Annotated in this window: 20 protein-coding genes and 1 rRNA gene; 2 read left to right on the forward strand and 19 right to left on the reverse strand. The window is 45.3% G+C overall.

Going from position 1 to position 20803, the window contains the following annotated elements:
• From BUA79_RS07555 to BUA79_RS07640, 18 genes are all read right to left on the reverse strand, one after another.
• Positions 1 to 184: ribosomal RNA gene (locus BUA79_RS07555) — 16S ribosomal RNA — on the reverse strand; the annotation flags it as partial.
• Positions 185 to 459: 275 nt separating this feature from the next.
• Positions 460 to 1818, reverse strand: a complete 1359-nt coding sequence (gene radA / locus BUA79_RS07560; RefSeq protein ID WP_073993765.1) for a DNA repair protein RadA — start codon at positions 1816 to 1818, stop codon at positions 460 to 462.
• Positions 1819 to 1829: 11 nt separating this feature from the next.
• Positions 1830 to 2249 carry an endosialidase gene (locus BUA79_RS07565; RefSeq protein ID WP_073993766.1) on the reverse strand — a complete coding sequence of 140 codons (420 nt, stop codon included), beginning with the start codon at positions 2247 to 2249 and terminating at the stop codon, positions 1830 to 1832.
• A gap of 111 nt (positions 2250 to 2360) precedes the next feature.
• Positions 2361 to 4811, reverse strand: a complete 2451-nt coding sequence (locus BUA79_RS07570) for an ATP-dependent Clp protease ATP-binding subunit (RefSeq protein ID WP_073993767.1) — start codon at positions 4809 to 4811, stop codon at positions 2361 to 2363.
• Between the two features lie 39 nt (positions 4812 to 4850).
• Positions 4851 to 5255: a GntR family transcriptional regulator gene (locus BUA79_RS07575; protein WP_073993888.1), complete on the reverse strand. Its 405-nt coding sequence runs from the start codon at positions 5253 to 5255 to the stop codon at positions 4851 to 4853.
• A gap of 146 nt (positions 5256 to 5401) precedes the next feature.
• Complete coding sequence (locus BUA79_RS07580) at positions 5402 to 7216, reverse strand: cadherin-like beta sandwich domain-containing protein (protein ID WP_073993768.1); 1815 nt, start codon at positions 7214 to 7216, stop codon at positions 5402 to 5404.
• A 47-nt stretch (positions 7217 to 7263) separates the two neighbouring features.
• Positions 7264 to 9336 carry a dockerin type I domain-containing protein gene (locus tag BUA79_RS07585; protein ID WP_073993769.1) on the reverse strand — a complete coding sequence of 691 codons (2073 nt, stop codon included), beginning with the start codon at positions 9334 to 9336 and terminating at the stop codon, positions 7264 to 7266.
• A gap of 15 nt (positions 9337 to 9351) precedes the next feature.
• Positions 9352 to 10623: a phosphoribosylamine--glycine ligase gene (purD, locus tag BUA79_RS07590; RefSeq protein ID WP_073993770.1), complete on the reverse strand. Its 1272-nt coding sequence runs from the start codon at positions 10621 to 10623 to the stop codon at positions 9352 to 9354.
• 1 nt (position 10624) lies between these two features.
• A complete protein-coding gene (gene purN, locus BUA79_RS07595) occupies positions 10625 to 11251 on the reverse strand; it encodes a phosphoribosylglycinamide formyltransferase (protein ID WP_073993771.1) in 627 nt (208 codons plus the stop codon).
• Positions 11245 to 12270, reverse strand: a complete 1026-nt coding sequence (gene purM, locus BUA79_RS07600; RefSeq protein WP_073993772.1) for a phosphoribosylformylglycinamidine cyclo-ligase — start codon at positions 12268 to 12270, stop codon at positions 11245 to 11247. The genes purN and purM overlap by 7 nt, the downstream gene beginning before the upstream one ends.
• Before the next feature lie 9 nt (positions 12271 to 12279).
• Complete coding sequence (gene purE, locus BUA79_RS07605; RefSeq protein ID WP_073993773.1) at positions 12280 to 12792, reverse strand: 5-(carboxyamino)imidazole ribonucleotide mutase; 513 nt, start codon at positions 12790 to 12792, stop codon at positions 12280 to 12282.
• Between the two features lie 86 nt (positions 12793 to 12878).
• Entirely contained in the window at positions 12879 to 13208 is a 330-nt protein-coding gene (locus BUA79_RS07610) for a DUF6142 family protein (protein WP_073993774.1), read from the reverse strand.
• Positions 13205 to 13573: a VanZ family protein gene (locus BUA79_RS07615; protein WP_408633833.1), complete on the reverse strand. Its 369-nt coding sequence runs from the start codon at positions 13571 to 13573 to the stop codon at positions 13205 to 13207. The genes BUA79_RS07610 and BUA79_RS07615 overlap by 4 nt, the downstream gene beginning before the upstream one ends.
• A 106-nt stretch (positions 13574 to 13679) precedes the next feature.
• Entirely contained in the window at positions 13680 to 14360 is a 681-nt protein-coding gene (pyrE, locus tag BUA79_RS07620) for an orotate phosphoribosyltransferase (RefSeq protein ID WP_073993777.1), read from the reverse strand.
• Between the two features lie 9 nt (positions 14361 to 14369).
• Positions 14370 to 15272: a dihydroorotate dehydrogenase gene (locus BUA79_RS07625; protein WP_178138562.1), complete on the reverse strand. Its 903-nt coding sequence runs from the start codon at positions 15270 to 15272 to the stop codon at positions 14370 to 14372.
• Complete coding sequence (locus tag BUA79_RS07630; RefSeq protein ID WP_073993783.1) at positions 15272 to 16048, reverse strand: dihydroorotate dehydrogenase electron transfer subunit; 777 nt, start codon at positions 16046 to 16048, stop codon at positions 15272 to 15274. Before BUA79_RS07630 ends, BUA79_RS07625 begins: the two co-directional genes overlap by 1 nt.
• Positions 16049 to 16060: 12 nt before the next feature.
• On the reverse strand, positions 16061 to 16978 hold the full coding sequence (pyrF, locus tag BUA79_RS07635; protein ID WP_073993785.1) for an orotidine-5'-phosphate decarboxylase: 918 nt from the start codon (positions 16976 to 16978) through the stop codon (positions 16061 to 16063).
• Positions 16968 to 18272 (reverse strand): dihydroorotase, encoded by a 1305-nt coding sequence (locus BUA79_RS07640; RefSeq protein WP_073993787.1) that lies wholly within the window; start codon positions 18270 to 18272, stop codon positions 16968 to 16970. Before BUA79_RS07640 ends, pyrF begins: the two co-directional genes overlap by 11 nt.
• A 204-nt stretch (positions 18273 to 18476) precedes the next feature.
• Here BUA79_RS07640 and BUA79_RS07645 point away from each other — a divergent pair, with 204 nt between their 5' ends.
• Together BUA79_RS07645 and BUA79_RS07650 are read left to right on the forward strand one after the other, a co-directional pair.
• The gene (locus tag BUA79_RS07645; protein ID WP_073993790.1) at positions 18477 to 18824 is read left to right on the forward strand and encodes a cupin domain-containing protein; all 348 of its coding nucleotides are present in this window, start codon (positions 18477 to 18479) and stop codon (positions 18822 to 18824) included.
• Between the two features lie 63 nt (positions 18825 to 18887).
• On the forward strand, positions 18888 to 19400 hold the full coding sequence (locus BUA79_RS07650; protein ID WP_073993792.1) for a ferritin: 513 nt from the start codon (positions 18888 to 18890) through the stop codon (positions 19398 to 19400).
• 53 nt (positions 19401 to 19453) lie between these two features.
• Here the strand turns inward: BUA79_RS07650 and BUA79_RS07655 are convergent, their stop codons facing one another.
• Positions 19454 to 20791 (reverse strand): APC family permease, encoded by a 1338-nt coding sequence (locus tag BUA79_RS07655; protein ID WP_073993795.1) that lies wholly within the window; start codon positions 20789 to 20791, stop codon positions 19454 to 19456.
• Between the last annotated feature and the right edge of the window lie 12 nt (positions 20792 to 20803).

Genomic DNA, 20803 nt, shown 5'->3' on the forward strand with positions numbered 1-20803 from the left:
AGCAGCCATTTCTAACTGTTATCCCCCTGTATAAGGCAGGTTACCCACGCGTTACTCACCCGTCCGCCACTAAGTCATGCATTCCTTCGTTCCGAAAAACTCCGTCCTGCATGCTTCGTTCGACTTGCATGTGTTAAGCACGCCGCCAGCGTTCATCCTGAGCCAGGATCAAACTCTCGTTAAAAGTTTTTTCCCTTCAGAATCAACTATGGCTGATTCATCCGTTTTTTTATTACTGTTTCTGTTTTGGATACCGCCAACGGACTCCTCCGCTGACGATGTTCGCTGAAAATTTTTGTTTGTCTTTTGAAATTTTCAGGGATGGTTATACTGTTTAGTTATCAATGTTCTTTTGCTTATTTACTTTGCCGCCCACAAGCGACTTAGATATATTATCACTTGGTCTTATTTTTGTCAACAAGATTTCCAAGAAATTTTATTTTAAATTATTTACCCATTTTAAAGCAGATTTACGGCATCCCTGACACTTGCCACGCCGACCAGTTCTATCCCTTTGACAGCCTTCAGACTTTCGGCACAGCTCCTGGGAAGTATGCATCTTTTGAACCCCAGCTTCATCGCCTCATTTACTCGGTTTGCGGCCTGACTTACCGATCTTACCTCTCCGGAAAGACCAATTTCCCCAAATACCACGGTATCGCTATCCATTACTTTCTCTTTATAGCTGGATACAAGAGCCATAGCTATAGCCAGGTCCAGGGCAGGCTCATTGATTTTCATTCCACCGGCTACATTTATATACGCATCATAGTCACCCAGATGCATCCCCAGCCTCTTTTCTAAAACAGCCATCAGAAGATTCACCCGGTTATAATCCGTGCCGGCAGCGGTCCTTCTTGGCATACCGAAACCACTTTTTGCCACCAGGGCCTGTATTTCCACCATAATCGGGCGGGTCCCTTCTATAGAACAGGCGACTACGGAGCCTGATGCATCATGTGGCCTTCCATCCAGCATAAATTCCGAAGGATTCTTAACCTCCTTCAGGCCGATTCCAGACATTTCAAAGACACCGATTTCATTGGTAGAGCCAAAGCGGTTCTTGACGCTTCTCAGTATCCTGTAAGTCGCGTTTCTGTCCCCTTCGAAATAGAGCACAGTATCCACCATGTGTTCCAGCACCCGAGGGCCCGCAACAACACCTTCTTTGGTGACATGCCCTACAATAAATATGGAGACCTCTTTCCCTTTTGCAATGTGCATCAGGGCATTAGTCGACTCTCTGACCTGGCTGACGCTTCCCTGGGAGGACGAGACCTCTTCCATATACATTGTCTGGATTGAATCAATGATTACGATCTCAGGCATAAGTTCCGTTATGGCATCCTCAATTGCACCAATGCTGGTTTCACACAACAAAAAAAGATTATCCGAAAACTCTCCAATCCTGTTCGCACGAATTTTAATCTGTTTTAAGGATTCCTCTCCCGAGACATACAGAACTTTATGATTATCCGACACATTTTTACAAACCTGTAAAAGCAGGGTGGATTTCCCGATACCCGGATCTCCACCCACCAATACCAGGGAACCACGCACAATTCCGCCACCCAAAACTCCATCCAGTTCTTCAAATCCTGTTCTGGTTCTTTCATCATCTTCCAGATTTACTCCCGACAGTGTAAGGGGTCGAGAGCTGCACATCTCTCTGTTTGCATTCGCCTTCTTAACAGAGACAGTGGCCGGTGCCTCCACCAGGGAATTCCATTCTCTGCAGGCCGGGCACTGTCCTGCCCATTTTGTCGTTTCAAAACCGCACTCTTTGCAAAAAAATGCGGTTGCTTTCGCCTTAGCCATCCTGCCTCCGATTATAACTGGTTTTTCACTATTTTAACGGGGGATGGTTCATTGTTATCCAGTTCCACGCTAAACATAAGCTTACCTGCCAGGTTCGTTTTCATTTTTCCGGCATTCATATCATCAATAAACACAGTGTATTCTGTATCCCCCTCCAATTCAACTGTAATCTGGGCATCGCCAGTGCCTTCCACCTTAAATGACATGCCTTCGTCCGTGATTTCAAAATCATTCACAGCCGTGCCAGGAACGGATTCATATACAAAAGATCCGTTCTTCTCCAGCTTGGTAATTTCCTTAAAAGTTTTTACTTTATATAAATCTCCTTTATGTCCAAAATCCGACAGTTTACTCTTCTCTTCAAGGTTATAGTCCCCAAAACTAATTGTGCCGTTATCCTCTGACTGTATTAAACCTTTTACTACTGACATGATTTTTCCTCCTAGGGTGGTTGTAATTAAATTTGTAATATACTTCAATTATATGTTAGAAAGGGTAAAAACGCAATATGAGTCCATACTGAATTTCTACCCTTCCGGAAATTAGTTCTTGTTAAATTTCAAGTGTTTATCGGCAACAGATACCGTCACCGAATCTCCGCCCTTAATGACCCCGCGCAGGACCTGGTCGGCAAGTTCGTCCTCAATAAGTGTCTGTATTTTTCTGCGCAGAGGCCGGGCCCCATATTTCTTGTCATATCCCTGCTCCGCCAGATATGATTTGGCCGGCCCGGTAAACACCAGGTCGATATTCATCTGTTCAAGAGCTCTCTTCCTGACCCCATCCAGCATTATACTCACGACATTTCGAATATCCGCTTTGGAGAGGGATGAGAATACAATGATTTCATCCAGCCGGTTCATGAATTCCGGTTTGAAGAGCTTTTTAACCTCCTCCATTACGCCGTTTTTCATGTTGTTATATATCTCTTTTTCGCTTACTTCTGTGGCAAAACCAAGCTTCTTAGGTTCGACGATTTTGGCTGCCCCGATGTTTGAGGTCATGATAATCACTGTGTTCTTAAAATCTATTTTTCTTCCGTGGGCGTCGGTTATATGTCCGTCATCCAGTACCTGCAGAAGAATGTTGAAAATATCCGGGTGGGCTTTCTCAATTTCATCAAAGAGAATGATGGAATAAGGGTGTTTTTTTACCTGTTCGCTTAATTGTCCCCCTTCATCATATCCCACGTATCCCGGAGGCGATCCTATCAGTTTGGAAACACTGTGTTTCTCCATATATTCTGACATATCAACCCTGATGATTGCATCTTCAGTTCCAAACATAGCCTCTGCCAGGGCTTTAGACAGTTCTGTCTTTCCTACGCCTGTCGGTCCCAGGAAAAGGAAGGAGCCGATTGGACGTTTTGGGTCCTTGAGGCCTACTCTGCCTCTCCGGATAGCTTTGGCAACCGCAACTACCGCTTCATCCTGCCCTACAACCCGCTTGTGCAGTGTTTTTTCCAGCTTCCGCAGACGGGCACTTTCTTCTTCTTCCAGTTTCCGCACCGGAATTTTGGTCCACTCCGATACAACCGTAGCTATGTTATTTTCATTCACGATAAGTCTCTTGGTGCTTTTTTCATTTTCCCACCGGAGTTTTTCCTTATCCAGTTCTTTTTGTTTTTCTTCCTGAAGCTGCTTGATCTTCCCTGCTTTCACATATCGTTCAGCACGGATCGCATCCTCTTTTTCCTGGTCCATTCTGGCTAATTCTTCCTCCAGCGCAATTATTCCGGGCGGCTGGACGTACGCATTCAGCCTTACCATGGAAGACGCCTCATCAATCAGGTCTATAGCCTTATCCGGAAGATATCTGTCTGTAATATATCTTTGGGACATTTTCACGGCAGCCTCCACAGCCTGATCCGTAATGGTTACATGATGATGATCCTGATATTTCTCCCTCAGCCCCTTCAGGATGAGGATGGTTTCATCCGCATCCGGCTCATCCACGTTCACCGGCTGAAAGCGTCGTTCCAGGGCTGCATCCTTTTCAAAGCTCTTTCTGTATTCTTCAATGGTAGTGGCTCCAATTATCTGGAGTTCGCCCCTGGCAAGAGATGGCTTCAGGATACTGGATGCATCAATAGCACCCTCTGCTCCTCCTGCACCGATGATGGTATGGATTTCATCGATGAACAGAAGCACATTTCCGTCATCCATCACTTCATTAATGATTTTTTTGATACGGTCTTCGAATTCCCCTCTGTATTTAGAACCGGCTACCATACCAGATACATCCAGTGTCATAACTCTTTTTTCTTTGATAGTTTCAGGCACGTTGCCCTCCACGATTCTGGTTGCCAGGCCCTCTACGATGGCTGTCTTGCCCACCCCAGGCTCTCCCACCAGGCAAGGATTATTTTTGGTCCTTCTGCTAAGTATCTGAATCACCCTTTGGATTTCAATATCCCTTCCAATAACAGGGTCCAGCTTTCCATCTCTGGCCATCCGTGTCAGATCCTTGCTGTACCGCTCCAGAGTTGGCGTATCCGTCCTTGACCTCTCCTTGACAGGTCTCCCGTTCTGAAAGTCTTCTTTATAAAGGCTGATGTCTTCGCCCATAGCAATCAGTATATCCACATATATTTTCTGAACATTCACTCCCAGGGTATTGAGAAGCCTGGAAGCCACAGAATCTGTCTCTTTAATCATAGCCATCAGTATATGTTCTGTTCCCACAAACTGGGATTTAAAACGGACAGCCTCGTTGTGGCTATTCTCCACTACCTCTTTAGCTCTTGGAGTAAAGCCAGCCGGTTCCGCCAATCCAATTGGCTTCACTGGGGCAATCAGCTGCTGGATAAGTTCTATAAGGCGTTCCGTTGTAACCTTATGATTTTTCAGGATGACGGAGGCCACACCTTCCTTGGCCATGGTCAGACCGACCAGTATATGTTCGGTCCCGATGTAACTATGATTTAATTGTGCTGCTGTTTTATTGGCATATTGAATTGTTTCTGTAGCCATTCTCGTAAATCTGCTCTGCATGCCACGCACCTCATTTCTTTCTTTTATAATCAAACGATTTTACGTATCTTTTCCCTTTTCTTTTTTACATTCGCACATGATAAACTCCCGGTATATCCCGCTAATGATATCATGCACCTCATCCTCTGTTATATCCTTGCAGATTGCCTTTGCAAGGACGATCCGCAACATTCCAGTCATTTCATTAATCGCCTGCATCCTGTCGATGTCAATCGATACAATGGCTCCTTTTCTTCTGTCCAGTTTGACCAGCCCCTCCTTTCGGAGCACGGAATAAGCCTTATTGACTGTATGCATATTTATCCCGATATTATCCGCCAGTTGCCTTACAGATGGGAGGGTGTCGCCTTCCTTTAAATCGGATGTCGCGATTCCGATAATGATTTGATTCCTAAGCTGGACATAAATCGCTTCCTCACTGTTAAAATCTATATGAATTATCATTTGACCCATTCCCCACCTCTTTCGATATATAGTTATATCTGTTATACGCATGATATAACAGCATGATCATTTTGTCAATATTTTTTTATTTTCAAAAAAACCGGGGCAAACGTTTTCACGATCTGCTCCGGTTGAAAATTATGCTTTTATTTGTTGTCCAGATCGTCATCGTCCATGATTTCAAAATCATCGTCTTTGAGCAGGTCTAGGTCCTTTTTTTCAGAAGTGTCAAATCCGTTGGCATTTCCTGATGCAGAAGAATCTCCTGCACTTAATATTTCTTCGCACTGCTTTTTAAACGCCAGCAATTCTGCTTCCGTCATCACATCTTCAGCAATTTTTGCTTCTCCTTCTTCAGGTTTCTGCACTTGGACCGGTACAGTTGGCTCTTCTACTTTGGGTGCCGGCACTGCATTGTTGGATTCGATTTCGTCAGACAGGAAATCATCATGATCAAATTCATCGGGTTCATCAATCGTTTCCGACAAATCCGTATCATCTTCATAGGCGGCCAGCCGGCTGTTCTTAACTGCCAGTATGATGCATATAACAATCAATACGATGCATATCAAAGCCAATACAGCGAAAGCTATCAGTCCGTATAAGCTTCCCAGGACACCTTTAAGTTTGGCCACCAGGGCATTTCCGTCCCCATTTGTTCCGGATTGCGTGTTTTCCCCAAATACTGCCGCCGCAAACAATTTTTCATTGAACCGCTGGATAGTATCTTCTTTGAAGTCATACACGTAAAGACCCTTTTCACCGGAAGGATTCATTACATATACAAGGCTGAAATCCTGTTCGTAAGCATTCAGCCAGCCTTCCATTTCCTGGTCGTCGATTGTTACCTTAGTTCGCTCATAAATCAGCGGAGGTGTAACGGTATCATCCGCATGCATAACAGTATAAACGAGTCCGCCGGCTGTAATCGTCTGATATTTGTAGAAAAGATCTCCCTGTTCATCATAAACATAGAAACTCCCCACCCCGTCCGCATTCGTCAGATAAAACAGCATGAGACCAAGGTCAGCACTCTTCGCTACCGGGATTTCCGTTCCTTTGTATGTATATGTTTCAGCAGTATAGCCGGATGGCAGAGCAACACCCTCAAGGCTTGTTGCCACTGTCATGGTTGTTCCTTCTGCGTCGACGGAAATGGCATTTGGATCTGTTGCTGCGGCAGTTGTCTCGGTTGATGTAACTGTTTCACCGGATACAGTCGTATTTATTGTATAAGTCTTTACTGCTCCACTTTCAGAAGTAACCTTTATATAAGTTTTATTGTCACCTGGATCCAACGTAGCCCATTCAACCTTCGTTGTTGCTTTCCCGTCAGCAGGAGTTGCCGAAATGGAAAGCTTGGTTACATCCTCTCCTACCGTTGCAGAGTATGTCACAACCGACGGGGAAAATGCAGGGGACAATGTAACCGGCCTGGTTTCGCCTGCAGATGTTATGGCTGAAACCACCAGGGTGGAAAGATTATTGTTCGTGGATGCATTGGAAGGAGCCTGGACCGTAACAGTTCCTTCATTATAGGAGTTGAGGATGCTCGCAGAATCTGTTCCGGCTAAAGGAAATATCACACCCGTCTGATTAGCCTGACTTGGTGCCTGCAAATACACCCTGCCTGCTCCGGCAGCTTTTGCCTTAAAGGTAACCGTATATGTATCTGAAGTCCCAATGCTTCCATCCGCATATAACCTGAATGTTCCGTTACCGCCGCTTGTAGCGCCTCCGCTATACTCCAGCACATCGCCCGAATAGGAAAAAATCAAATCATATACGCCTATTTCTACATCCGAAGATATCGTGATTTTAACACTTGCGGTGCCTCCGACTGAAACCGTCGCAGATGAAATGTTCACGGAAGCTGATGCAGCCTTAACAGGTACCGGATTAAAGGCAAAGATAAATACCAGCAACAAAGCAAAAAATGGTGCTATTCTAAAAATTTTCATGTTCAGTCTTGTCCTTTCTTATGTCCATTGTAACAGTGGGACTCTGATTAAAACTGGCCAATTAAAGATATGCTCAGAATATGACGTTTTAGATACAGCATATCCAGACTGTTTATTCCACTGCCGCTTTTGTCCACGTTCCCAGCCTGGGCATATACTCCGCTTAGTAAAGAAATGTTCAGGATATGTCTTTTTAGATACAGGGCATCTGCACTGTTCACATTTCCATCCCCATTTACGTCTCCATAAATAATCACTGGATACTTGCTAATTATACCTCCTGCATTATCATAAACCACATAGCTGCTGCCCGTTCCCACGATTCCGGTATTGGGTGTTCCATCTGCATTCAAAAACCTTCCGGTACAATTTTTCAGGGTAAACGCTGAACATGCCGCACTTGTGCTGGTTCCCAGGCTAACCCCGCTCAGGAAACCATCCTGGGACAGATTGTAGGTAGTGGTGACAGATGTTCCTTCGGGAGCAGATGATTCCGTCGGCGCCACAGGAGTAGTAGTTTCCGGAGCTGGTGCACTCTGTCTTACTATTGTGATAGTATACGTCCTTACTTCTCCGTTGCCAGCCGTAACATTTATCTGGAATACATTGGCTCCGACATTCAGACTTTTACTGCCTGTGCCCGAAATCCTGGCAGACGAATCAACTGCAGCAGCGTTAATGTCCATGGATGAGACTGTATTTTCAACCACCAGGTCATAGGATGTCGTGAATTTACTGAATGTAGGTGTCAATGTTTTGTTTCCGACGCTGAGAGAATTCAGTACATTATTCGGACTTCCAGTCCCGGTCGGACAGCCAGCTGCCGACACCGGCATATTATTGAATACCGGTATCTTAAATGTAAAAGTTGTTGAATTCTTGACTTCTGAAGAATAGGCGTTCGCAACATTAACTGCTTCTTTACTTGGTGCCAGTATATGAGTCATGTACTGATGTGTGTATGGATTCTCCACAAAATCAAACTTCTGATAATACAGAGTGTCCTGGCCTCTACATATGTAGCTTTGGCCAATAAAGCTGGCACCGCCCAGCAGTGATGCATATCTTGTATTCCAGGGCCTGAGCGTTGCAGCATCCGTTCCGCCCGCATATATCAGGCCATTGACAGTAGCTGTTCTTCCGCCGCTTGCATATGCTCCGATATTGTAATAGTTGAAGAGATTGGCATATCCGCTGACCGTACCGGAAATAATTGCATTTCCGCCACCATTTTTACCCTGTTCCTGAATCACCCTCGCGACCAGGTGGTAAGGGCTGACTCCAGACTGGACAGCCGCATCCATAAATATCTGGGAATATGTTTTTCCTTCAACCGACGAATCCAAAAATGATCCAGCTACCATGTTCTGAACTCCTGACAGATTATGATAGGCCGGCTGATAAGATAACGCTTCATACTGGAATATGGACGTTTCACTTAGGAAATTTCTTGGATCGAGACAATATGCCACTAGCTCCTCAGAAGCCGCAGCCCAGGCTCCCCCATCAAAAGCTGACCAGGTTCCGGTGCCCCAGTCATAAGCTCCGTCGGCCAGCGATTTCCACGAGCTGATAGAATTATATGCAATAAGGCTTCTTCCCACAACGCTCTCAGCTGTCACCACAGCCGACCAGTCATAATTTATCTTGTCTGCGACAAATACCCAATTTGGATATTTGGTATGAAGAGAACGCAGAGATTCTTTATAGGATTCAGGAAAGCCCTGATCATTCAGATACTGTTCGAAATTCGCATCAGCGGCATAAGCCGGGCTGACAAGATCACTTCGAATATATCCGTTGAAAGACGTTCCTGCATAATTGAACCTGACCTGATACCATATGTAATTGTCTGTACCTGTCTCCTCCCCGGTAATTGTCACTACATCCCCGGTGTTTAAATAGATATTGGAGCCGTTGAAGGTGAGAACATTTGTATTCGCTGTCGTGTCCGGGCTTGTTCTGCTCCGCACATTTGTCCCGTTCACATATCCGGTCTTTTCCGTATAAGCTTCCGATACAATAAAATTCGTAACCAGCACGCCCAGCATAATCAATGCGAAGACTGCCGCATACAAAAATTTAGTTTTCTTTCCTCCCATACTCAGAAATTGATCCATATAATCTCCCCTTGTTTATACTTCGTCAATTGCTTTTCCGATGTCCGTCCTCATATACTTATTTTCGAAATTGATTTGTTTTGTTGCTTCATAAGCATTTTCCCTTGCCTCGATCAGATTCTTCCCTTTGGCCGTTACGCCCAGGACTCTGCCTCCGTTCGTAAGGAAGCCTTCCTTACCCATCTTTGTACCGGCGTGGAAGACATAGTAATCTTCTTTGCCGTCAAATTTTTCCAGGCCGGTAATCAGGAAGCCTTTTTCATAGCTTTCCGGGTATCCCTTTGAAGCCAGTATTACACATACAGCAGCATTATCCTCAAATTCAAGTTCTACTCCATCCAGCTTTCCATCCACACAGGCTTCCATAACCTCTATGATGTCGTTTTTCATTCTTGGAATAACAACCTGGGCTTCCGGATCTCCAAATCTTGCATTATATTCCAAAACCTTGGGTCCATCCTTTGTCAGCATGATACCGAAGAAAATAATCCCCTTGAACTCCCGTCCTTCAGCTTTCATTGCATCCACAGTTGCCTGATAAACATGCTTTTTGCAGAATTCATCCACTTCCGGAGTGTAGAAAGGGCTCGGAGAAAAGGTTCCCATCCCTCCGGTGTTCAGGCCTTTATCGCCATCCAGGGCTCTTTTATGATCCTGTGCGGAAGTCATGACACGGATTGTTTTTCCATCCACAAAAGAAAGGACGGAAACTTCCCTGCCTGTCATGAACTCCTCGACAACGATGGTATTCCCGGCTGACCCGAATTTCTTATCCTCCATAAGGGCTTTTACACCTTCTATGGCCTCTTCGCGGGTCTCGCAGATCAAAACGCCTTTTCCGAGAGCAAGTCCATCCGCCTTTAAAACCTGGGGATAATCTGCTTTTTCCAAATATGCAATAGCGGACTGGGCATCGTTGAATGTTTCATATGATGCTGTCGGTATATTGTATTTCTCCATGAGATCCTTTGAAAAAGCTTTGGAGCCTTCCAGAATGGCCGCCTTTTCATTGGGACCGAATACCCGCAAGCCTTCTTTTTCAAACGCATCCACTATGCCGCCCACAAGAGGTTCGTCCATACCGACAATTGTAAGGTCGATTTTATTTTCCTGTGCAAAAGAAATAAGCCTGTCAAATTCCATTGCACCTATATCCACGCATTCTGCAACCTGTGCGATTCCGGCATTTCCGGGCGCGCAGTACAGCTTATCCACATGTCTGCTCTTTGAAGCCTTCCACGCAATCGCATGTTCTCTTCCACCGCTTCCAACAATCAGTACTTTCATTTCAGCCTCCTATAATCACTCTGTTGTCCTTAACCGTAACCATCCCACGGGCGATCAGATCTATTGCCTGAGGAAGCAGAATCCATTCCGCTTCTTCCATCACCTTTTTCTGGAGGATTTCCGGGGTATCATCCACGCAGACATCCACAGCTTTCTGAAGGATAATGGGACCTGTATCCGTCCCCTCATCCACAAAATGAACGGTGGCGCCCGTAAGCTTCACTCCGCGTTCAAGAGCCGCTTCATGTACCCTGAGCCCGTAAAAGCCAGGACCGCAGAAGGCCGGAATCAGAGATGGGTGAATATTTATGATTTTATTCGTATATTTTTTGATAATCTCTTGCGGCAAAACTGCCAGAAAACCAGCCAGAACAAGAAGATCCAATTTATATGAGTCTATCGTTTCTTCCAGTTTATGGTTAAAAGATTCTCTGCTGCCGCAGTCCTTCAGGGAAACACATTCTGCACTGATCCCCGCTTTTGCCGCCCTCTCGAGGGCATAGGCCTTTTTATTGTTGCTGATAACCACTTCTATCGAGGCATTCTTTATCCTGCCCTCCGCCACCGCATCCATAACCGACTGCAGGTTTGTCCCTCCGCCGGATACAAGTACACCGACTCTTAGCATAGGGTAATGCCCTTTTCACCTGCCTTGGTCTCACCAATTACAAATGCTTTCTCACCAGCACGTCCAATGGCCGCGACTGCTGCGTCCACATCCGCAGGTGCAACAGACATTACCATACCAATTCCCATGTTATAGGTATTGTACATGGCTTCCATCGGAACATCTCCGTCAACGGAAAGCATCCTGAAAATAGCCGGTATTTCATAGCTGTTTTTGTTGATCACTGCGTGGATTCCTTCGGGAAGCATTCTTGGCACATTCTCATGGAAGCCGCCGCCCGTTATATGGCTGAAGCCGCCTGCCCTGATGCCTGCCGCCTTCAGTTCCTTCAGGGAATTCACATATATTTTCGTTGGGGTGAGAAGCTCTTCCCCAAGAGTTTTGCCTAATGATTCATAGCGCGTGGATAAAGCTTCATGTGTCATGTTGAACACCTGTCTAACCAGCGAAAAGCCGTTGCTGTGAACGCCGGAAGAAGCAATGCCGATCAATACTTCTCCCGGTTTAATATTTTCTCCGGTAACGATATCTTTTTCATCTACGATTCCGACGGAAAATCCAGCCAGATCATATTCATCTACCGGATAGAAGCCTGGCATCTCTGCGGTTTCTCCCCCGATCAGGGATGCTCCGCTCTGCCTGCAGCCTTCTGCAATTCCGCTGACGATCTGCTCGATTTTTGCCGGCTCATTCCTTCCGCAGGCGATATAATCCAAAAAGAAAAGAGGTTCTGCCCCGCAACATATAACATCATTGACGCACATGGCCACGCAATCGATTCCCACCGTATCGTGTTTATCCATGATAAAGGCCAGTTTCAGTTTGGTTCCTACTCCATCGTTACCTGAAACCAGTGTTGGTTTTTCCATGTTTTTAAAATTTGCTATAGAAAAAGCACCTGCAAACCCTCCGATACCTGACAACACCTCAGGCCTTCTGGTTGCTTCGATATGTTTTTTAATCAGTTCTACTGACTGATATCCAGCCTTAATGTCGACTCCTGCCATCTTGTAATCCATGTTATCCTCCTACATGCGCTCTAAATAAGCCTTGTATCCTATTTCATTTAATTTGTCTGCTTTTTTGACGACTTTTTCCTTCTGGTCCGCTGAATATTTCCTCAGTTTCTCCAGAAGTGCTTCATCCGACACTGCAAGAATTCTTGCAGCTAAAAGGGCTGCATTGGCTGCTCCGTTGATTGCCATAGTCGCAACCGGAATCCCGCTTGGCATCTGTACTATGGAATACAGAGAGTCAACTCCTCCTAAAGATTTAGTGTGGATAGGCACCCCTATTACCGGCAAGGGAAAAATAGCTGCCGTCATGCCTGGAAGATGTGCCGCGCCGCCTGCGCCTGCAATTATTACTTTTATGCCTTTTTCTACTGCGCTTCCCGCATAATCATAGAATATATCCGGCATTCTGTGGGCCGAAATAACTGTCATATCATACGAAACTCCTAATTCATCAAGCACCTGTGCAGCCTTGCTCATTATTTCCAAATCCGAATCACTGCCCATAACAATTCCAACTTTAGCCATTACAAAATCTCCTTTTTTTATATACAAATTCATTGTACTAACAATACTTTCCGCAGTCAAGAGAACTGATTAAATTAAGATGCATACTAGACACCAATCAGATAGATGAACAATATGCAAAACCAAACTGCGGTGCTCAGGACCGTGCCCACATAGGAAAACAGATGGAAGACGTCCTCGTTTTTGAAGCTCTTCATTCCTACAACGAATCCGGCCAGTCCGATAACAAAGGCAAAAAAGCCGAGCAGGCCGATCCCGATCCCGGCTCCGCCTCTCTCTCCGAAAGATATCGATACGGCCAGGACAACAAGAAAAATTGCAACAAGTGCCATTCCTGTTGATACGATCCCGGGAATGGAATGTTTTTTGTCTGTAAATTTATAATGCCGCTTGTTCTTTGCTTTATTTTCTTTCATCCTGCCGTCTTTCTCCTGTAAGAAATTTTTCTATAAACCAGAAATATCAAATATCCGATGCATCCCCCAATAGTGTTCATCAACAAATCATCCACATCAAAGCATCCGATTTTAAGGATAAGCTGGACTGCCTCTACGAGCAGGCTGAATCCAAAAGCCATGAATGCGACGAAAAGGAATCCCCTTTTTTGGATGGATATGACCGGGACCAGCAAACCAAAAGGAATAAAGACCAGGATATTACCTGCAATATTCAGAACGACCGCATACAGCCCCAGGGTACCCACGTTGGATAGAAATCTGTTTATTTCCTTAAACAGAACAAGATTATATCTGTATCCCTGGCTTGCAACGGTTCTTCCCATGGCCTCTGAAAAAAACAGAAAATAAATTGCCACAAACAGATATAAAACAAATAATGAACGGCTAAGTATTTTCAGCCGTCTGACATTTCCAATCACATGCATTCCTCTAATTTTCCAAAACACCATATTCGATATAATACTCGTCTATTCTGTGTTTCAATTCATCGTCAATAATTATTTTCCCATTATACTCTCTATTGTATAAATGTTCAATGACCTCAGACATAGTGACGATGGCGGTTGTTTTCAATCCGTAGGTGTTCCCGATTTCATCCAATGCGCTTTTATCCGTGGTGCCTCTCTCCATTCTGTCAACAGATACCACAAGACCCTTTACCTTTGCCCCTCCCTGGGCTGCAATAATAGGAAGCGTTTCACGGATGGATGTTCCTGCTGTGGTAACATCCTCAATGATTACAACTTCATCCTCCGGAGTCATCGGACTGCCCAGAAGAATTCCGGTATCGCCGTGATCTTTGACCTCCTTACGGTTCGCACAGTATTTGATTTCTTTCCCATACATTCTGCTTATTGCCATGGTCGAAGCGACGGCCAGGGGTATCCCTTTATACGCAGGACCGAAAAGTATGGTGAAATCCAGGCCAAACGCCGCCTCAATTGCCTTGGCATAATACTCGCCCAATTTTATCAGCTGTCCTCCGCTTCTATAAAATCCGGTGTTGATAAAAAATGGAGTCCTGCGTCCGCTTTTTGTTACAAAGTCCCCGAATTTCAGGACTCCGCAATCTACCATGAATTCAATAAATTCTTTCTTGTACTGTTCCATATTTCCTCCTTAACATACCGTTCCAATCAGGCTGTTTATATCAGATATTCCTTTTTTCTCCAGGAATCTTTCGATTCCTTCTATGCATTTTTCCATACTTGCCGGGTTTACAAAGTTGGAGGTTCCCACCTCCACGGCTGTTGCTCCTGCCAGAATGAATTCCAGGGCATCTTCCGCATTCCGGATTCCCCCCACGCCGATAATAGGCAGTTTTACAGCATTCGCTGTCTGATATACCATATTCAATGCAACCGGTTTGATAGCCGGTCCTGACAGACCTCCTGTGCGGTTGGCCAGGGCAAACCGTCCCGTATGTATGTCAATTTTCGTTCCAATCAGAGTATTTATCAGGGAAAGTGCATCCGCACCGCCACATTCTGCCGCCTTCGCCATCTCCCGGATATCTGTTACATTCGGACTCAGTTTGATGATTATTGGCTGTTTTGCCTTTTTTTTGATTTCCGAAGTAATCTCCATCGCTGAAGCGGGATTCTGTCCGAATGCGATTCCGCCTTCTTTTACGTTTGGACAGGAAATGTTGATTTCCAGAAGATCAACAGCCTCATCGCCAAGTCTTTCCACAACTTCAATGTAATCACTTATGGATTTCCCCACGACATTCACAATGATTTTTGTGTCAAACTGTTTCAGAAATACCAGATCTCTCTCTATAAAAGTATCTATCCCTGGATTCTGCAGCCCTATTGCGTTGAGCATGCCGCCATAGGTCTCCGCTATTCTTGGTGTAGGGTTGCCTTCCCACGGAATGTTTGAAACGCCCTTGGTAACGACTGCTCCCAGCCTGTTCAGATCTATCAGACCACAGAATTCTTTTCCCGATCCAAAGGTACCGGATGCGGGCATTACAGGATTTTTCAGTTCGACCCCTGCAATATTAACCTTTGTATTTATCATAGCAGCACCTCATTCGAGTCAAATACCGGACCTTCCTTGCATATCCTTTTGTTATGTACCTTTGTGTATGGGTCTGTTTCCCTGGATTTACAAGTGCACGCCAGGCACGCCCCAATTCCACACGCCATTTTTTCTTCCATGGAAATCTGAAGTTCCACCTGCAGAGGTCCAAAATGATTTTTCAGTGCTCTTAACATCGGGTGAGGACCGCAGGCGTAAACGACGTCTGCTTCCAATCCGCTCTGATTGATGACATCCAGCACGTTTCCTTTTGTTCCCTTGCTTCCATCCTCTGTAGCAACGAGTACTCTGCTGTACTTGGACAGCTCTGCAGTCAGATAGGTCTCATCTCTGAATCCCACTACGGTCACAGCCTCCCGCCCCGTTGTCTGCTTAATCTGCTTTGCAAGTTCCAGAAGAATCGGAATTCCAGTACCTCCCCCCACAAGCAGGGCTTTTTTGCCATCCAGTGAAAATCCGTTCCCCAGAGGTCCCATGACTTCCATGAATTCACCAGGCCTATAGGTGGTAAATTCTTCTGTTCCTCCTCCGACTACCTTGTATACGAAGGAAACTTCGTTTTTCTCTTTATCGATTTCCGATATGCCGAAGGGCCTTGGCAACAGCCTGGAACCATCCCTGCAGTATACTGTAACGAACTGTCCCGGTTTTCCGTTCTGTGCCATGGTGACGCTTTGGAAGCTTATCCGGTATATATCGCTGGTGATTTTTACCTGACTGGTAATCAGTACGGATTCGCGTTTATACTCCATTATATCCTCCATCTAAAATACGCTCTTTATATCATTTATCATATCGATTACTGCCTGCCTTGACGCATCTGCGTAATTCTCTTCCCCAAATTCGGCATATTTCTCGTTTTTATATGCCGCTATAATGCCCCTGGAAGAGTTGACGATGGCTCCCAGTCCATCCTCATTAAAGCACGGCTTCAAATCTGCTGCGGTACCTCCCTGAGCTCCATATCCGGGTACCAGGAAATAAGTCTTTGGCATCAGTTTCCGAAGGGTCACTGCCATCTGGGGATACGTTGCTCCAACGACTGCGCCCACATAGCTGTATTCATTCCCCATGTGTTCTTCGCCCCATTTCGACACCTGTTCTCCTACAATTTCATACAAAGGCCTTCCGTCAACAAGCCTGTCCTGAAATTCTCCGCTGGATTTGTTGGAGGTCTTGACAAGGATAAACATACCAGTGTTTTCCTCCTTGGCCACATCCAGGAAGGGTTTGATTCCATCCGTTCCGAAATAAGGATTTATGGTGGCAAAATCCTCGTCAAAGGCTCTGAATTCATTGCTTCCTATTTTTATCCTGCCTATATGGGCTGTGGCGTACGCCTGAGAAGTGCTTCCAATGTCGCCTCTTTTTACGTCGCCAATAATAACAAGGCCTTTGCTTCTTGCATAGTCAATCGTCTTCTGATAGGACAAAAGCCCCGGCAGACCAAACTGCTCATACATTGCAATCTGAGGTTTCACGGCGGGAATCAGGTCATAAGTTGTGTCAATAATATTTTTATTGAATTCCCAAGCGGCCCAGGCAGCACCTTCCAAGGTTTCCCCAAATTCTTCATATGCTTTCTCTTTCACCTGCTCCGGTATATAATCCAGCATAGGATCCAGGCCAACCACAATGGGTGCCTGCGTTTCCTTTATCTTTTCAATTAGCTTATTTATCATGATTTACCTCCTGACCATCCTGGTCCTCATATACGAATTTTCCCTGGGCAATGGTGAATTTCACCCTGCCTGAAACCTTCTTGCCGTTAAAAGGCGTATTTCTGCCCTTGGATACGAACCTATCCGCGTCGATTATATATTCCTCGTTCGGATCTATTATGGTTATGTCTGCCACTTCACCCGGACGAAGGCTTCCTCTGTCGATTCCAAGAATACGTGCGGGATTATAGCTCATTGTTTCTGCCATCTGCATCGGTGTCAAAATTCCGGGCTTAACCAGATTTGTGATTGTCAGGGTTACGGCTGTCTCAAGTCCTACGATTCCGAAAGGAGCGGTTAAAAATGGCTGTGCCTTTTCTTCCATTGAATGCGGGGCGTGATCTGTTGCGATTACATCTGCAAGGGAATTTTTCAGTCCATTTATGAGTGCCTGCTTATCCTTTTCCGTTCTTAGGGGCGGGTTCATCTTAAAGTTTGTATCCATATCTTCAATATCATTCTCTGTCAGACTGAAATGATGGGGGCATACTTCTGCGGTCACAGTCAGTCCGTTTTCTTTTGCCTGGGCCAAAAGCTCCATACTTCCTTCCGTCGAACAATGGCACAGATGCAGCTTCACGCCTGTGCTGCGTGCCAATTCTATGTCCCTGCGGACAATCACATCCTCAACCTGGTTCGTGATGCCCGGAAGTCCCAGCAGCTCTGCTTTTTTCCCTGCATTCATTACCCCGCCGGCCACCAGGTCTCTGTCTTCACAATGGGCAAAAACAGGTATTCCCGCTTCAACCGCCGCCTCCATGGCTTTTCTGTACATCCCGGTGTCCATTACTGATTTACCGTCCTCGCTAATTGCGCAAATGCCGGCTTCTCTCATTCCTTTTATATCTGCAAGCTCTTTGCCAAGCTGTCCGACGGTGATAGCTCCTACAGGCAGAACATTTATACCAGATACCAGAGACGCCTTTTCCTTGATCCATTCCACTGTTTCCCTGGAATCCGTAACCGGGCTGGTGTTTGGCATGGCACATATAGTTGTGAATCCTCCCGCAGCCGCAGCCGCAGTGCCGCTTTCAATCGTTTCCTTATATTCAAAACCCGGTTCCCGCAGATGAACGTGCAGGTCAATCAATCCGGGCAAAACAAAACAACCGTCAGCATGAATGATTCTGTCTGCTTCCTGATTCAGGACAGGGCCAACGGCAACAATCCTGTCATCCTTCAACAGCAGATCCGTTACCATGTCTGTTCCGGTTGCCGGGTCAATAACTCTTCCATTTTTTATAATAATTTTCACGGTATTTCTCACCTTTCCAAATAAGGTTCCGATAAGGCCTCGCGTTATTATATCAGAATCAAAATCGTGTTTCAAGATAGATTTCGGTTAAATCCCATTTCGGTAGATATAGACAATTTTGAAAACGTTGTGTACGCAACCTTGTTCATATTTAGTATATGCTATAATCATAAAAACAAGCGTCATACGAAAGGGGATATTATTATGAGTCAGATTTATTTAAAAAACATACCACACGAATCCATTTTTGAGCTGGTTGGACAGGTGCAGACAATTCCCGGTCAGATTGTGAGCAAAACATTGGCACAGAACAGTGCGGTAAGCATAACCTTGTTCGCTTTTGGCAAAGGCGAGGAAATCGGCACTCACGATTCTGACGGAGATGCCATGGTCAGTGTCCTGGAAGGAACCGGCAAGTTTATTGTAGATGGGCATGAATACATTTTAAAAACAGGCCAGTCCCTTGTCATGCCTGCAAATAAGCCGCATTCCGTTTACGGGGAAGAAGATTTCAAAATGATTCTCACAGTGATTTTCCCTTCTTCCAAATAGCTTATTTATTTGACATTTTTGTATAATAGAGTAGAATAAAGATATGCTGAAAGGAGGATTATTATGTTAGATAAAACCGTTTCATCGTTGCTCAACAGCCAGATTAACAAAGAATTTTACTCAGCTTACCTTTATCTGGATTTTGCCAGCTACTATGGAGGAAAAGGTCTGAAAGGTTTTGCCAGCTGGTATAAAATCCAGGCGCAGGAAGAGCGTGACCATGCACTTCTTTTTATGCAATATCTTCAGAACAACAGCGAAAAAGTAGTTTTGGAAGCTATTGACAAACCGGATACTGATTTTTCGGATTTGATCGGTCCGCTGAAAGCCGGACTGGAACATGAAGAATATGTGACCGGCCTGATTCATGCCATTTATGACGTGGCATTTTCCGTAAAGGACTTCCGAACAATGCAGTTTTTAGAATGGTTTATAAAGGAACAGGGCGAAGAAGAAACAAATGCCAATGACAATATCTCCAAAATGGAACTGTTCGGCAGTGATCCGAAGGGTCTGTATATGCTGGATAACGAATTGGCAACCCGGGTGTATGCTCCTCCATCCCTGGTATTATAAGATAAATCACAGCCGTCTATCCCTCAGGGACCAGACGGCTGTTTCGTTGTATTTCAGTGGATAGATTCTCTGTTTTTCCTGTAATAGAGCGCTCCTGCTGCCAGCACAGCCAGGCAGATCAGCACATAATAAGGAAACAGGGGATGGGTTATGCTGCCCGTCAGGATAATAAACGAACCCACAATGGCTAGGCAGGGGATGATATATCCCTTAAAAACACCCTTGATTTCCCTTTTCCTGGCCAGACGGATAACCGCCACATAAAGAACCACATATATAAGGTAACTGATGCAGATGGCTATTTCCGACACGTCTCCCTTCATGCCCATGGATTGGGTGATATAGTTGATTACCAGCCAGAACAGAGAAAGCAAAAAGGCAGTTATTGCAGAATTCAAAGGCATGGCGTTGACGCCTGTTTCTAACTTTTTCATTTTTTTGCTGCCCGGAATCATCCCTCTTATGGCCAGGGAATAAGGCATACGTATGAATCCCAGAACCAGGCCATTCACTGTACCTATGACTGAAACGATTACAAAAATCAGGATCATCTTTGCCCCAAAATCTCCGAATATCCTTGTGGAGGCAAGAAACACGCTGTCATTCCCCTCCGCCATGATGGTTTCTGTTCCTACCAGTGAAGAGATTCCAACAAAGTAAAGCAGATACACCACAAGTATGACCAAAGGGGCAACGGTAAGGGCAATCGGGAAATTGCGCTTGCTGTTTTTAATTTCATGGCCGATGGATGTAGAAACAATCCATCCATCCAATGAAAAGGCAATCGGGGCAAACGCCGTCATCCATCCTGCCGTACGGGTGGCTTCCTTAAAAGCTTCTGCATCGGCGGCCATCATTCCACCCGGATTGCCGAACACAAGGCCCAGAACCGCAATCAGCAGCAACGGGATCAGTTTTATGAACATGGTCGCATTCTGAAATATTCCTCCCAGCCTTGCGGAAAGGGTATTGACCACAAAAAGGAATACCAGAACAAAAAATCCTACAATGGTGAATTTAAATACTGTACCTTCCCACCCAAAAAGCTGGCAGATATAGATACCAGTCACCCAGGACACTACCGCGCACAGCGCCGGCAGATACAGCAGTACCTGAAACCAGCCAAAGGCACAGGCCGCCCCCATCCCTACAAAATCTTCCGCATAGGTGACAATCCCCCCCGGCCTGTCGGTACGCATCGCCAGCTGAGAAATGGTAAGGGATCCAAAAATTATAGCAAAGGCCGCTATGCAGAAAACGATGATCCCAAGAATGGTGCTGCCACCTGTATATACAAGGATGTCGTCGGCCTTAAAGAATATTCCGGATCCGATTACAATGCCGGTGATCATGGTGATTGCAGTCAATAAGCCATAATGTCTTTTCTGCATATAGTCTCCTTA

Source organism: Parasporobacterium paucivorans DSM 15970 (assembly GCF_900141895.1).
Taxonomy (GTDB): Bacteria; Bacillota; Clostridia; order Lachnospirales; family Lachnospiraceae; genus Parasporobacterium; species Parasporobacterium paucivorans.